Origin of the sequence: Sphingomonas sp. S6, assembly GCF_043498045.1 — a bacterium.
In the GTDB taxonomy this organism is placed as follows: domain Bacteria; phylum Pseudomonadota; class Alphaproteobacteria; order Sphingomonadales; family Sphingomonadaceae; genus Sphingomonas.
Window position 1 is genome coordinate 427,459 of the sequence record NZ_JBIEOE010000001.1, and the last position, 13,355, is coordinate 440,813.

The 13,355-nt window shown below is 66.2% G+C and carries 11 protein-coding genes; 3 read left to right on the forward strand and 8 right to left on the reverse strand.

The window, feature by feature from the left end; translation table 11 throughout:
* Nucleotides 1–157 precede the first annotated feature (157 nt).
* Nucleotides 158–3,607: a TonB-dependent receptor gene (locus ACGVWT_RS01970; protein ID WP_315461278.1), complete on the forward strand. Its 3,450-nt coding sequence runs from the start codon at nucleotides 158–160 to the stop codon at nucleotides 3,605–3,607.
* A gap of 85 nt (nucleotides 3,608–3,692) precedes the next feature.
* On the opposite strand, the gene ACGVWT_RS01975 is transcribed toward ACGVWT_RS01970, so the two are convergent.
* From ACGVWT_RS01975 to ACGVWT_RS01990, 4 genes are all read right to left on the reverse strand, one after another.
* Nucleotides 3,693–4,274, reverse strand: a complete 582-nt coding sequence (locus tag ACGVWT_RS01975) for a hypothetical protein (RefSeq protein ID WP_315461277.1) — start codon at nucleotides 4,272–4,274, stop codon at nucleotides 3,693–3,695.
* Between the two features lie 47 nt (nucleotides 4,275–4,321).
* Nucleotides 4,322–5,467, reverse strand: a complete 1,146-nt coding sequence (locus ACGVWT_RS01980; RefSeq protein WP_315461276.1) for an endo-1,4-beta-xylanase — start codon at nucleotides 5,465–5,467, stop codon at nucleotides 4,322–4,324.
* A 70-nt stretch (nucleotides 5,468–5,537) separates the two neighbouring features.
* Nucleotides 5,538–7,853, reverse strand: a complete 2,316-nt coding sequence (locus tag ACGVWT_RS01985) for a TIM-barrel domain-containing protein (protein ID WP_315461275.1) — start codon at nucleotides 7,851–7,853, stop codon at nucleotides 5,538–5,540.
* Nucleotides 7,850–8,629, reverse strand: a complete 780-nt coding sequence (locus tag ACGVWT_RS01990; protein WP_315461398.1) for an SGNH/GDSL hydrolase family protein — start codon at nucleotides 8,627–8,629, stop codon at nucleotides 7,850–7,852. Before ACGVWT_RS01990 ends, ACGVWT_RS01985 begins: the two co-directional genes overlap by 4 nt.
* Before the next feature lie 218 nt (nucleotides 8,630–8,847).
* On the opposite strand from ACGVWT_RS01990, the gene rmuC reads away from it, so the two are divergent.
* Nucleotides 8,848–10,437 (forward strand): DNA recombination protein RmuC, encoded by a 1,590-nt coding sequence (gene rmuC / locus ACGVWT_RS01995; RefSeq protein WP_017978867.1) that lies wholly within the window; start codon nucleotides 8,848–8,850, stop codon nucleotides 10,435–10,437.
* Entirely contained in the window at nucleotides 10,434–10,679 is a 246-nt protein-coding gene (locus tag ACGVWT_RS02000) for a hypothetical protein (protein ID WP_243402887.1), read from the forward strand. The genes rmuC and ACGVWT_RS02000 overlap by 4 nt, the downstream gene beginning before the upstream one ends.
* Nucleotides 10,680–10,799: 120 nt before the next feature.
* Here ACGVWT_RS02000 and ACGVWT_RS02005 read toward each other — a convergent pair whose 3' ends face one another.
* The 4 genes from ACGVWT_RS02005 to rapZ form a co-directional block, all read right to left on the reverse strand.
* Nucleotides 10,800–11,600, reverse strand: a complete 801-nt coding sequence (locus ACGVWT_RS02005) for an RNA methyltransferase (RefSeq protein WP_315461274.1) — start codon at nucleotides 11,598–11,600, stop codon at nucleotides 10,800–10,802.
* A 119-nt stretch (nucleotides 11,601–11,719) separates the two neighbouring features.
* Entirely contained in the window at nucleotides 11,720–11,995 is a 276-nt protein-coding gene (locus ACGVWT_RS02010) for an HPr family phosphocarrier protein (protein ID WP_017978864.1), read from the reverse strand.
* Nucleotides 11,992–12,399: a PTS sugar transporter subunit IIA gene (locus ACGVWT_RS02015; protein ID WP_017978863.1), complete on the reverse strand. Its 408-nt coding sequence runs from the start codon at nucleotides 12,397–12,399 to the stop codon at nucleotides 11,992–11,994. Before ACGVWT_RS02015 ends, ACGVWT_RS02010 begins: the two co-directional genes overlap by 4 nt.
* A gap of 14 nt (nucleotides 12,400–12,413) precedes the next feature.
* Complete coding sequence (rapZ, locus tag ACGVWT_RS02020) at nucleotides 12,414–13,322, reverse strand: RNase adapter RapZ (protein ID WP_315461273.1); 909 nt, start codon at nucleotides 13,320–13,322, stop codon at nucleotides 12,414–12,416.
* Nucleotides 13,323–13,355 lie beyond the last annotated feature (33 nt).

Consider the following 13,355-nt stretch of genomic DNA (forward strand, 5'->3'; position numbering starts at 1 on the left):
GCCAATGTTGCTTGAAAATCACACTGGAGACATAAAATGTAATGGCACCGGACCGGGCGTTACCGCAACCATTGCAGTTCAACCGCCGCTCTGCTCAGACAAATAGAGCATGAGACCCGCGGATTCGAAACCGTGCGGCTCATTGGGGAGGATCATCATGCGCCCAACCGCGCCATCGCATTCGACTGCCACATCGCTCGTCCGCCTTCTGCGCGGCGCCTCGGTCGGCGCCCTCTGCATCGCCAGCGTGACCGGCGTCGCCCATGCGCAACCGGTCGAGCAGACCGAACAAACCTCCCCGACTGCGGCGAAGGCCGGCACCGGCACGGCGGGCACTGCGTCGGCCACCACGCCTGCCGCGAGCGCGCAAGTCGATCCTGCCGCGACGTCGCAGGCGAGCGATACGTCGGGATCGCCCGACGACATCGTCGTCACCGGCATCCGTCAGAGCCTCGCCAATGCGCAGAATATCAAGCGCAATTCGGATACCGTGGTCGACGCCATCACCGCGACCGACATCGGGGCGCTGCCCGATCGCTCGGTCACGGAAGCGCTGCAGCGCGTGCCGGGTGTCTCGATCAGCCGATTCGCTGCCGCCAACGATCCCGACCACTTCTCGGTTGAAGGATCGGGCGTCGTCGTACGCGGTCTCAATTTCGTCCGGTCCGAATTCAACGGCCGCGACGCCTTTGCGGCGGGTATCGGCGGCCAGTCGCTCAATTTCTCTGACGTTCCCGCCGAGCTTCTTGGCTCGGTCGAGGTCTACAAGAACGTCACCGCCGCCGCGATCGAGGGCGGTCTCGCCGGTACGGTCAACCTCAACACCCGCAAGCCCTTCGACAATCGCGGCTTCCACATGGGCGTCGATGCGGAAGGCAATTACGGCGACTTCCGCAAGAAGTGGACGCCGACGGGCTCGATCCTGATCAGCGACACCTTCGAAACCGGGATCGGCACGTTCGGCATCCTGGGCGATCTGTCCTATTCGCGCATCCGCAGCCGCGCCGATGGCGTGCAGATCACCAACTTCCAGACGCGCGATAACACGCAGGTGCCGTTCCAGAACGGGAACGGCGTGCTCGTCTGCCGCAACCCATTGCCGAGCAACAGCAACACGACGACGCTGCCGCCTGCCGGGTCGGCATGCGGTACGGCATCGACGGCCGGGGCGGATGGTTTCGCCGATTTGCTGCCTAAGGCCTATGCGCCGCTCGGCGGCCAGTACCGGACGCAGGAATTCGACCGCAAGCGCGACGGCATCGCTCTCGCCGCGCAGTTCGAAACGCGCGACAAGTCCTTCCTGCTGACCGCGCAATATCTGCGCTCGCACACCACCAACACGACGGATGAGCACACGTTCGAAGCGGCGCCCGATCTGTCGGAATACAGCACCTTCCCGGTCGGCTGTGTGCAGAACAACGACGGCCCGCTGTACAATGGCAACGGCACGGTGCGGGCGGAATGCCCGGTCGGCCAGTTCAAGAATTACGTCTACGATTCGAACGGACTGTTCCAGAGCGGCTACATCACGTCCCCGGGCACGGGCTATCGCACCAGCCGCAGTGGCGCGCCGGCTACCACCTTCCTGCCGACCGGCGGCGCGCAGCTTCAGCTCGCGCGCGGGCAGACCTACGATCGCAATCTCGTCAACGATTACGGCCTCAACGCCGAAATCCATCCGGCCGAGCGTTGGTCGATCAACCTCGACGCAGACTATACGCGGTCAGAACACAACAACTACAGCCTCAGCATCTTCGGCGCGACCTTCGCCGATCAGGAGCTGGATCTGACGGGCAAGCTGCCCAGCGTCATCTCGCACAAGCCGAACACGCTGTCGGCGAGCTGGGCGCAGCCTGCAAACACGATCCTCGCTGGCGAAACCGACGCTCAGTATTTTGCTGATCCGCGCGCACAATATTGGCGTGCGGCAATGGACCACAGCGAAGACAGCGTCGGTCAGGAATATCAGTTCAAGGCGGACGTCACCTATGACTTCGCCGACGACAGCTTCTTCAATAAGGCTCGTTTCGGCGCACGCTATGCCGATCGCGACCAGAATGTGAAGTATTCGACCTATAACTGGGGCATGCTCAGCGAAATCTGGGCGGGCGATTATCCTGTCACGCTGGACCAATACGGCGGCAACCAGGCGCAATATTACACCTTCCCCAACTTCTTCCGCGGAGCCACCAACTCGCCGCCGGGCGCCTATTTCTACAATGGCGATATGATCAACGGCTACGGCACGGCGGTGAACTTCCTGAAGCAGGTGGAAGCCGTCTCGCGCAATCAGAACGGCAATACGCAGCAGCAGTGGATGCCCCTCGCCGAGCGTCCGGGCGTCGTGGCCGGCACATCCTATCTGCCCAGTGAAATCCAGCGCGTGCATCAGCGCGATACCGCCGCCTATGCGATGATCTCGTTCAAGTCGCGTAGCGGTCTCGATTTCAGTGGCAACGCCGGCGTTCGCTATGTCCGCACCGGTCTCGATTCGTTCGGGACGACCACGGTGCCCAACCAGGCGACGCTGAACATTTCCAACCCGTATAGCTCGCGTTGCGCCATCGCGGCTCCCCCCGCCGGTGCCCCTCCGGGTGCGACGCCCAGCACGCCGGGCGGCGTCTGCAACCTTGGGCCGACGGGCTATGCGCTGCTGCAGCAGTTCGCCGGGGTGAACTCGGTCAACCTCTACAACCAGGCGAAGAACAGCTACACCTACTGGCTGCCGAGCGTGAACCTGAAGTTCGGCGTCACGCAGAACCTGATCGCGCGTCTCGCCGGATCGAAGGTGCTGACGCGGCCGGATTCGGCGCTGATCCGCAATTTCCAGCAGATCACGATCGACGGCAACGGCAACTTCCTCAGCACGGTCGGCAATCCGTATCTGAAGCCGGCAACCGCATGGCAGTTCGACGCGACGGCGGAATGGTACTTCTCGAAGGTCGGGTCGCTGACCGTCGATGCCTTCTACAAGGACGTGTCCAACTTCTTCTACCAGTCGGTGGTCAGCCTGCCGCTGCAGAACAATGGCGTGACGTTCCCACTGCTGACGCGTGGGCCGGCGAACTATAACGGTCACGGTAAGATCAAGGGTGTCGAGGTCGCCTATCAGCAGACGTTCAGCTTCCTGCCCGGCTTCCTCAACGGCTTCGGCTTCACCGGCAATTATTCGTATATCGAAAGCTCGGGTCTGCCGAACTCGTTCCTCAACGGCGGTGCGCCGGTGACCAACGTAGCCGCGCAGACGGTGCGTGGCAGCCTGCCGCTGGAGGGCCTGTCGAAGCACAACGTCAACGCGACGCTCTTCTACGAAAAGGGGCCGATCTCGCTGCGTGCCGCCTACAACTGGCGGTCGAAGTATCTTCTGACCGCGGCGGACGTGATCTTCCCCTATACGTCGATCTTCCAGGACGCCTCCGGCCAGCTCGACGCGTCCGCGTTCCTGAACGTGACGAAGGCGATCAAGATCGGCGTCCAGGGTGTGAACCTGACCAACACCGTCACCAAGACGTTGCAGGCGTATACGGGCGATCCGGCCCAGCTCGCCCCGCGCTCCTACTTCATGAACGATCGCCGCTTCTCGTTCATCCTGCGCGGCAATTTCTGACGAAAAAGGCGGCGGGATATCCCGCCGCCTCCACCTTGCCGGGCCGGTTCCTCGTGATCGAGGAGCCGGCCTTTTTTCGTATCCGTCAGTTGTGCGGCAGCTTCGACCGATCGAACCCGGCACCCAGGTCGAGCAGGAACGCTGGCCCCACCTCGATCACCTGCTTCGCTCCGGCCAGCTGTACGCCGATCCGCGCCTTGCCCGCCGCGAACGCCTGGTTCGACAGGCCCGACACGAAATAGCGCTTCCACCCCGGACCGACGTTCACCGTCTCGCCGGTGACCTGCGGGTAGGGGGCGTCGGCGCCGCCGACGTTGACCGGGATCGGCACGGTCGTACCGTCCTTGGCCTCGGGCGCGCGTAGATACACCATCACGAGCAGCGTATCGCCGGCGGCGATCGGCTTGATCGTCGGATAGGTCGCGCCGACGTCCCACACGTTCGCGCCCGCCTCGCTCACCTGCACCCGAACGGCGGCCCCGCCGGGCACGTCGGCCGCCGGCACCTGCTTGGCGGTCTGGCCGGGACCATAGACGCTCCACCCGATACCGGGCTGGTTGATCGCCTTGTCGAAGATGCTCCCCTGCGCCGGCGCCGATTGTTGCCCCGCCGCCACGGCGCTCAGCGGCACCGTGGCGAGCGCCAGTGCGATCATGGCCTTCATCATCGTCTCCCCTCATTGCCGGCCGGCTCCATGCCGGTCCGGAAAACAGTTCAGCGCGGGCGCGCCGCAGCAAAGGCCTCCGCAATGGCGGTCCGCATCGGCTTGGGCCGCAGCGCCGCGTCATACGGCGTCGGGCGCCGCGCGGCACGATCGGTGCGGGGCTCGAAGCCCGGAATCCAGCTGTGCGCATCGCTCAGGCCCCACACCAGTACGTCGCGCAGCTGCGGATAGGCGAGCGTCACGTCCAGATAGCCGCGGGTGAAGTCCGCCACCGCGCGATCCCGCACCGCAATGTCCGCTGGCAGGTTGTTGTCGCGCACGTCGAGCTCGGTGATCAGCAACGCATAGCCCATCCCCGTCACCGCATCGAGGAACCGTCGCCACTCGCCCTGCAACCGCCCGACATCCGCGCGGCCGTCCGCGCTCTGGGTGATGAGGTGCGATTGCACGCCCAGCGCGTCCACCGGCACGCCGCGTCGCCGGAACCCCTCGAGCAGCCGCAGCACGCCCGCGCGATGCGCCTCGTTGTGCGGTTCCCAGCTCATATAATCGTTATAGACCAGCTGCGCGCCCGGCGCCGCCGCGCGCGCGGTGTGGAAGGCGAGGTCCAGCGTCGGTTCCGCCCCGCCGATCGCCTTGGACAGTGCGGTTTCGTACAGGTGGCCGTCCGCCGGATCGACCGCCTCGTTGACCACGTCATAGCTGCGGATATTGCTGCCATACCGGCCGAGCACGGTGCGGATATGCGTTGTCAGCAGCCGTTCGCCTTCGGCGCGGGGCCGGCTGCCGAAATCATAGGCGTTCAGCCACTTCGGCTGCCATTTCGGCTGATGCCACAACAGATTGTGCCCACGCACCGCCAGACCGTTGCGCTCCGCCCAGCCGACGATCGTGTCGAAGGGCGCGAAGTCGAACACGTCGGGCGCCGGGCGCAGCCGCTGCCACTTCATCTCGTTTTCGGCGACGACCAGCCCGCATTGCTGGGCGATTAGCCGCGCATAGCCTGGGTCGCGGACTGGCAGGCCCGCCGGGGAGCCCGGCTGCCATGGGATCGCCGATCCGAAGCGCAGCCCCTTGCGCGCGGCGATCGCCTCCAGACTGTCGTCAGGGTGCGCGGCCCATGCGGCCGGCGCCGCCATGCCGGCGACGGCGAGCGCCGCACCCCCCAGGATTTCGCGTCGCGACGGCGCTGCCATGATAGCCTCTCCAACTTTCGTTATCGCTATCATTGGCCTCGCCGACGCCGCCGTCAAGGACGCAGCGTCGCTACCGCCCGATCACCATGACCAACGGGTCCAGCGCCTGCCCGGTCGGCAGCCGTCCCTCAACTGACAGCCGGCCGCTGGCGTCATTCCACACCAATGTCGCACTGCGTCCGCCCCCCGTGCGCCAGGCGTTGGTCGTCCCGTCATCGTCGTACAGCGTGAAGCGCGCGTCACGCCCCGGATAGACGCGGACCTTGGCCAGCCCCTGCTCGCGTGCGGTGCTTTGCACCTGTTCCCCGATCGGCAGGATCGATCCGGCGCGCACGAAGACCGGGATGCGGTCGATCGGCGCCGCCGCGTCGATCCACTGGCTGCCGGTGTAGCGCTTGTCCGTCCACAAATCGTACCAGTCCGTCCCGGCGGGCAGATAGACGCGGCGGCTGGTCACCCCCTGTTCGGTGACGGGCGCGACGAGGAGGGCGGGGCCGAACATATATTCGTCGCCCAGCGTCTTGGCCGTCGCATCGTTGGGGAAATCCATGAACAGCGCCCGCATGAACGGTGCGCCGGTCAGGCTGGTCTGGCGTCCCAACGCATAGATATAGGGCAGCAGCTCGTACCGCAGCCGCAGCGAGGCGGCGAGCACCGGTTCGGCCGCCGTGCCATAGTCCCAGATCGCCGTCGCCGGTCGCTGGCCATGGATGCGCAGCGTCGGCGTGAACACATTATACTGGAACCAGCGCACGAACAGTTCGGGATAGTCGCGATACGACGGCGCCATGGCGGTCGCGCCCGCCGGATCGAGGAGCACGGGGCGCCGGGCCGCCGGGCCGTTGGGCCACTGCCACCCGCCCGTATCGCTCGACCAATAGGCGATGCCGCTCGCCGTCATGCCCAGGCCCGCCGGCACCTGCCGCCGCAACGCCTCCCACGTCGAGCGCACGTCCGACGACCAGAACAGACAGCCATTGGCCTGCGTCCCCAGATACGCCGCCCGGCACAGGATCAAATTGCGCATATCCGGTCGATCGCGCGCCGACCCTTCCGCGACGCTCAGCGTATGCAGCAGCGGAAAGACGTTGTGATAGCGATCGCCGGTGCCGATCGCATAGTGGAAGCCGTCCGGCACCAGATCGGGCTCCGTCTCGTCCAGCCAGGCGAAGTCGAAGCCTGCGCTGAAGATATCGTCGCGGATCTTGCCCCAATACCAGGCGCGCGCGTCCGGATTGGTGCTATCGATCAGTGCGCCCGCGCGATCCGACCGGATCGGTAATCCGTCCACCGGCTTGCCGTCCGCGTCGTGCAGCAGCCAGCCCTTGGCGGCGAGCGTGTCGAACCAGCGGCTCTCCTTCTCGAACCGCGGCCAAATGCTGACGATGCTGCGGACGCCCTGCGACTTCAGGTGGGCGTTCATCGCGGCCGGGTCGGGAAAGGCCGTCCGGTCGATGTCCATCTGCCCCATCCGGGTCCAGTAGAACCAGTCGAGCACGATGATGTCGAGCGGATAGCGGCGCTGCCAATAGCCGTCCGCCACCGCGGTCAGCTCCGCCTGTGTCTCGTAACGCGCCTTGCTCTGGATCAGGCCGAATGCCGCTTTGGGCGGCAGCGGCGTCGCGCCGGTCAGCCTGGCATAGCCCGCATACAGATCGTCACTGGTCCGCCCGGCGATGACGAAGAACGACACGCGCTCGCCGACATTGGATTGCAGATGCGTCTGGCTGTGCAACCCCGGCGAGACCATCGTCGCCGACGGATTGTCCCACAGGATCGCATAGCCTTTGTCCGTCACCATGAACGGCACGCACACCGCTTCGCCGGCGGGGCGATCGTAATCGTGGCGGCAGTCGATTGTCCGCCCGCGCAGATCGAGCACGCCGTCCTGATACTGGCCGAGGCCGTAATAATGCGTGTCGGGCGTGTCGGCGAAGGTCGCGCCGACACGGAACGTATGCTCGCCGGTCACGTCGTGTGGCGCCATCTCCCACCCGGTCATCGCCGTCAGCGGCGTGCCGTCGGCACGATCGAAGCGGATCGACACCGGCGGCAAGGACGGAGCAAAATAGCGTTCCATCTGGCTCGGCGGCTTGGGCCAGGGTTGCGCCGCCACGGTGACGCGCAGGTTGCTCGAGGCGAAGACGTCACTGCCGTCGCTACCACGCTGCCGGGCCCAGCCCGCATCGTCGCTTTTGCCGGAAATGCCATATCCCGGCAGGCCTTCCGCTTGGGCCCGATCCGTCGCGATCGTCACGCGCACGATCCCCGGTCCGTAGGGCTCGACCGACACCAGCGCCCCATTGCGCTCGACGGTCGCCAGCCGCTGTGCATAGGCGGGCGTACTGCCGGCCAGCAGCGCGGCAATCAGGGCGAGGCGCTTCATCGGCCCGCTCCCCGTCCACCCAGCGCCCGGCGGATCGCCGCCTCCGCCACGGGCCGCATCGCCGCATAGCCGGCCGCTGTCGGATGCACACCATCGCTCGCCAGCCCCGGCTTCATCGCGCCCCGTCCGTCGTTCAGCACGGGATGATAATCAACATAGGTGAACCCCTCGCGCTGGGCGTAATCCCGGATCCACGCATTCAGCGTCGCGATCTGCGGCACCGGCTGCTTGTCCTTCGCCCAGGGGAAGGCGCCCGCCGGCGGTACGGAGGCGAGGATCACCCGGATGCCATGCGCCCGCGCCAGCTCCGCCATGCTCGCGATATGCCCTTCCACCGTCTCGATCGTCGCCGCACCGGTGTTGCCGGCAATGTCGTTGGTGCCGATCATGATGTGGACGGCCTGCGGGTGCAGATCGATTACGTCCTGGCGAAAGCGGACCAGCAGCTGCGGCGTCGTCTGCCCGCCGATGCCGCGATCGATTACGCCGTTGGTGAAAAAGGCGGGATCGAAATTGATCCAATTGTCCGTGATCGAATCCCCGGCGAACACGACCCGCGGGCGTTCCGTCAGCGCGGCATTTGCGGCACGATAGCGGCATAGCTGCCCGAAATCGCGGGTCAGATTGTGCAGCTGCTGCTCGGTCCAGCTAACCTTGGGATGGGCAGGGCAGGGATCGGCGACGATCCCGGTCGGGTCGCTTGTAAAGGGATCGCCGGCGGCGCTGACCTGTGCCGCGGCGGGCACCGCGCCCGACACCAGCACTGCGGCGCCCATGACACCCAGCCAACCACTGCCCACGACATTCTCCCCTGCTTCTTGTGAGCGCTATCGTAGCCGCCCGGTCGCGCGTGTCCAACCTCTCAGCCGGTCGGATTGAAAAAGGGGCTGTCCTACACGCTTCGTTCGATCTATGTTCCCGGCATAGGCCAAGGGATCGTCACGGAAAAACACCCTCTTCGGCGTGACTTTTGTGACCTTTCGAAGGGACGTTCGTGGATCAGTTGCTTGTCGTTGCCATTCTCGCGCTTGCCGCCGGCCTGCTGATTGGTTGGCTGCTGGCGGCCCGTCGCAGCGGCCGGCTCGCCGCCGATCTGGCGGTCGCGCAGAGCAAGGTCGCCGACGCTGAGCTCGTCGCCCGGACGCGCGACGCGGTGGAGCGCGAACGCAACGACGCGATGCGAGAACTCGCTGGCCTGCGCGCCCAGGTCGACGACCGGATCGCCACCGCCGACGCGCTGCGCACCGAACTCCTCGCCGTTCGCAGCGACCGCGATGCGGCGCGCGCCGATCTCGCCGCCGCGGGTGCGCAGGTCGAGGCGGCCGAGGTGCGCCTGATCGATCTCCGCGCGCAGATCGACCAGAGCCTCGCCGCTGCCGACCTGCTCCGCCGCGAACTCGCCACGATCCGCGCCGATCGCGATGCCGCCCGCGCCGATCTCGCCGCGATGCAGGCGCAGAGCGAGGCGTTCGAAGCCCGCCTCGCCGACATGCGCGAAGCAAAGGAGTTGATGGCGACGCAGTTCAACGATCTCGCCAACAAGGCGTTGACCGACGCGCAAAAGGCGTTCCTCGACCGCGCCGAAGCACGCTTCCGCCAGTCCGAAGAGCTCGCCGGCAGCAACCTCAAGTCGCTGCTCCAGCCGGTCAACGACCGCCTGGCGCGCTATGAAGAGGGTGTCGCCAAGGTCGAGGCCGAACGCCGCGACGCCTTCGGCGATCTCAAGGGCCAGATCGAACAGATGCGCCTCGGCCAGGAGCGCGTTTCGGGCGAAGCTGCCAAGCTCGTCAACGCGCTGCGCAACGCGCCCAAGGCCCGCGGCCGCTGGGGCGAACAGCAGCTGCGCAACGTGCTCGAGACGTGCGGCCTCGCCGAGCACACCGATTTCGCGATGGAGGTCAGCGTCGCGGACGGGGAGGGCGGGCGCCTGCGCCCCGACGCGATCGTCCGCGTGCCCGGCGGCAAGTCGCTGATCATCGACGCCAAGGTGTCGCTCAACGCCTATCAGGACGCGTTCGGTGCGGTCGACGAGAACGAACGCCATATCGGCCTCACCGCTCACGCCGCCTCGATGCGCGCACATATCAACGGCCTCAGCGCCAAGGCCTATTGGTCGCAATTCGACGACACACCCGAATATGTCGTGATGTTCGTCCCCGGCGAACACTTCCTCTCCGCCGCGCTGGAGCATGACGCGGGGCTATGGGATTATGCCTTCGACAAGAAGGTCCTGCTCGCCACCCCTACGAACCTCATCGCCATCGCCCGCACCGTCGCGGCGGTCTGGCGTCAGGAAAAGCTCGCCAGCGAAGCCCGGGCGATCGGCGCACTGGGCAAGGAGTTGTACGACCGTCTCGCCAAGGCCGGTGAGGATCTACGGAAGGTCGGCAGCGGCCTCACCACGGCGGTGAACAATTACAACAGCTTCGTCTCCAGCTTTGAGAGCCGTGCTCTGGTGTCCGCACGCAAGTTCCGCGACCTCAACATCGAACCCGGGGCACGCGAGATCGGCGTCGCGGAACCGGTCGAGGCTCTGGCGCGCTATGGAGACGACGTGCTGCGCCTACCCGACGCGGCCGAATGAGCGAGGCCGCTATGAAGGGCATGCACCCCGGCGATATCGTGATGGATCAGGACGGCCGCATCGCCGGCATGGTCGCGGGCGATGTCGTCATTCGTCCCGGCTGCGACGTCCGCATCAGCGGCATGGTCGCTGGCGACGTCTATGTCGAAGAGGGTGCCCGCGCTCGGATTACTGGCATGGTATCCGGCCGGGTCTTCAACGACGGCGGCGCGGTGCGCATCAGCGGTATGATCGGCGGATAGATGGCTTGCTGTTACCTGCGGCCCCTTTGCGGGCAGCATGGGTACAGCAACCGAAACGATCAGCCCCGATCGTTTCCGCCAAGGTGTTGATGTTGTCTATGTTGCCGGGAAATGCGGCGACTACTGGCTCTGCTGTGCCAGAACCTCATAGGCCATCACCGCCGTCGCCACAGCGGCGTTCAGGCTGTCCGCCTTGCCCAGCATCGGAATCTTGACCAGCAGGTCGCATGCCCCGGCATAATCCGCCGGCATCCCCTGCGCCTCATTGCCCGTCAGCAGGAACGTCGGCGCTGCGTAGGTCGCACCCCGATAGTCGTGGGTGGTGTCGAGGCTCAGCCCCACCAGCTGCCCCGGCCCCTGGCGCAGCCAGCCGAGGAAGTCCTCCCAACCGCTCCGCACGACGGGTACGGTGAACAACGCCCCCATGCTCGCGCGAACGGCTTCGACCGAGAAGGGATCGACGCACTCGCCGATCAGGATCAGTCCGCCGGCTCCCACCGCATCGGCAGTGCGCAAGATCGTGCCGAGATTGCCCGGATCGCGCAGTCGCTCGGCGACTAGCCAGATGCCGGCACTGTTGCGGTCGAGATCGGCAAGCGTGCGATCGAATTCGTCGAATACGCCGACGACCGCCTGCGGGTTATCCTTGCCCGACAGCTTGGACAGGATGTCGGGAGTCGTCTGGATCGACTCGCCGCCCGCCATCTCGACGTCGATCGACAGGGCATGGACCAACGGATGATCGGCATTCGCCGCGGCGTAGAACAGGATGCGGGGCAGGCGGCCCGTCTCGCGCGCTTCGGTCAGGATGCGCAATCCCTCGGCCATGAACTGCCGCGCGCCGCGACGATGCTTTTTGTCGCGCAGCTCGCGGGCATATTTGACCAGCGGGTTGGAAAAGGCGGTAATCTCTCGGGGCATCGTGCGTCGTGCCTTCGCGCCAGCCAAGGGATGGCGCAAGGCCAAAACGACGCACACGGCCGGCGCTGCTCCGCGCGGCGCGTTCAAGTCAAACCACCGACCCGTACGGGTCGGCGCGCTCAGTCTTCGCCGAACTTCGCCTCGACCAGCTCGCACAAGGCGCTCACCGCCGCCTCCGCGCCGTCGCCGGCAGCGCTGATCGTGATCGAATCGCCCTTGGCGGCGCCCAGCATCATCAGTCCCATGATCGACGTGCCGGTGACGGCGCCGTCATCCTTGCGCACCTGCACCTCGACCGGCTGGCTGGAGGCGAGGGTCACGAACTTGGCGCTGGCACGCGCGTGTAGACCGCGCTTGTTGGTGATCAGGACGGTCCGCTCGATCCCGGCGCTCATGCCGCCGCCTCGCCCAGCACCTCGGATGCGACCGAGATATATTTGCGTCCCGCCTCGCGCGCCGCAGCCACCGCTTCGACAACTTTCATCGATTTGCGCGCAGACCCCAGCCGGATCAGCATCGGCAAGTTCATCCCCGCAATCACCTCGACATGCCCGCGCGTCATCAGCGAGATGGCGAGGTTGGACGGCGTTCCGCCAAACAAGTCGGTCAACACGATGACGCCGCGCCCCGTATCGACGGCGGCGATTGCCGCGGCGATGTCCGCGCGGCGCTCTTCCATGTCGTCGTCGGGGCCGATCGAGATGGTGGCGATCCGCTCCTGCGGCCCCACGACATGCACCATGGCGGTCACGAACTCTTCGGCGAGCCGTCCGTGCGTCACCAGAACCAGGCCAATCATATCGGTTACGTTACTCATTTGCTGGCCGGCGGCCCCTCGAGCGAGTCCTGCGGTGCGGCCCCCAGGTCGCGATGCGTGATGGTGGGCGAAAAACCCGCGTCGCGCAACCGTCGAGCGAGATGTTCCGCCACATGGACCGATCGGTGCCGGCCGCCGGTGCAGCCGATCGCGACGCTGACATAGGCTTTCCCCTCAGCGCGATAGCGCGGAATCAGCAGTTCGAGCAGGCTGCCGATCTGCTCCATCGCGGCGGGATAGGCGGGGTCTGCGGCGACATAAGCGGAAACGTCGGCGTCTAGGCCGGTACCCGGTCGCAGCACGGAGTCCCAGTGCGGATTGCGCAGGAAGCGCATGTCGAACACCAGATCGGCGTTGCGCGGGATGCCGCGGGCGAAACCGAACGACTGGATCGACAGCACCGGCGCGTCGCTGCCCGACACGGCGAAGGTCGACCGTACCTTTTGCGCGAGCATGTTGGCGCTGAGGTCGGTCGTATCGATCAGCCGATTCGCCCATTCGCGCAGCGGCGCCAGCAGCTCGCGCTCGCGCGCGATGCCATCGCTCGCCGGCCGATCCGGTGCCAGCGGATGGCGCCGCCGCGTCTCCGAATAGCGCCGCTCGAGCTCGGCCCCCGCGCAATCGAGGAACAGCATGCCGACGTCGAGCCCATGGCCTTCGCGTAGCGCGCGGATGCGCTCGATGATCCGCTTCGGGTCGAAGTCGCGCGTGCGCGCACCGATGCCCAACGCCAGCGGCTGCGTGCCATCCGCAGCACCCTGTGCCAGCGGCGCTTCCAGCAGTCGATCGAGCAGGGCGAGCGGCAGATTGTCGACCACCTCCCAGCCCAAGTCTTCCAGCGTCTTCAACACGGTCGACTTGCCCGCACCCGACAGGCCGGTGACGAGCAGAATGTCCTTGGTCATCAATACGTCCCTGCAAAGCGGGCGGAGAAGGGA

Bases quoted from the DNA above. Each gene is read 5' to 3' on its own strand.
- ACGVWT_RS01970 (WP_315461278.1), top strand. From the start codon at position 158: ATGCGCCCAACCGCGCCATCGCATTCGACTGCCACATCGCTCGTCCGC.
- ACGVWT_RS01975 (WP_315461277.1), bottom strand. From the start codon at position 4,274: ATGATGAAGGCCATGATCGCACTGGCGCTCGCCACGGTGCCGCTGAGC.
- ACGVWT_RS01980 (WP_315461276.1), bottom strand. From the start codon at position 5,467: ATGGCAGCGCCGTCGCGACGCGAAATCCTGGGGGGTGCGGCGCTCGCC.
- ACGVWT_RS01985 (WP_315461275.1), bottom strand. From the start codon at position 7,853: ATGAAGCGCCTCGCCCTGATTGCCGCGCTGCTGGCCGGCAGTACGCCC.
- ACGVWT_RS01990 (WP_315461398.1), bottom strand. From the start codon at position 8,629: ATGGGCGCCGCAGTGCTGGTGTCGGGCGCGGTGCCCGCCGCGGCACAG.
- ACGVWT_RS02000 (WP_243402887.1), top strand. From the start codon at position 10,434: ATGAGCGAGGCCGCTATGAAGGGCATGCACCCCGGCGATATCGTGATG.
- ACGVWT_RS02005 (WP_315461274.1), bottom strand. From the start codon at position 11,600: ATGCCCCGAGAGATTACCGCCTTTTCCAACCCGCTGGTCAAATATGCC.
- ACGVWT_RS02010 (WP_017978864.1), bottom strand. From the start codon at position 11,995: ATGAGCGCCGGGATCGAGCGGACCGTCCTGATCACCAACAAGCGCGGT.
- ACGVWT_RS02015 (WP_017978863.1), bottom strand. From the start codon at position 12,399: ATGATTGGCCTGGTTCTGGTGACGCACGGACGGCTCGCCGAAGAGTTC.
- rapZ (WP_315461273.1), bottom strand. From the start codon at position 13,322: ATGACCAAGGACATTCTGCTCGTCACCGGCCTGTCGGGTGCGGGCAAG.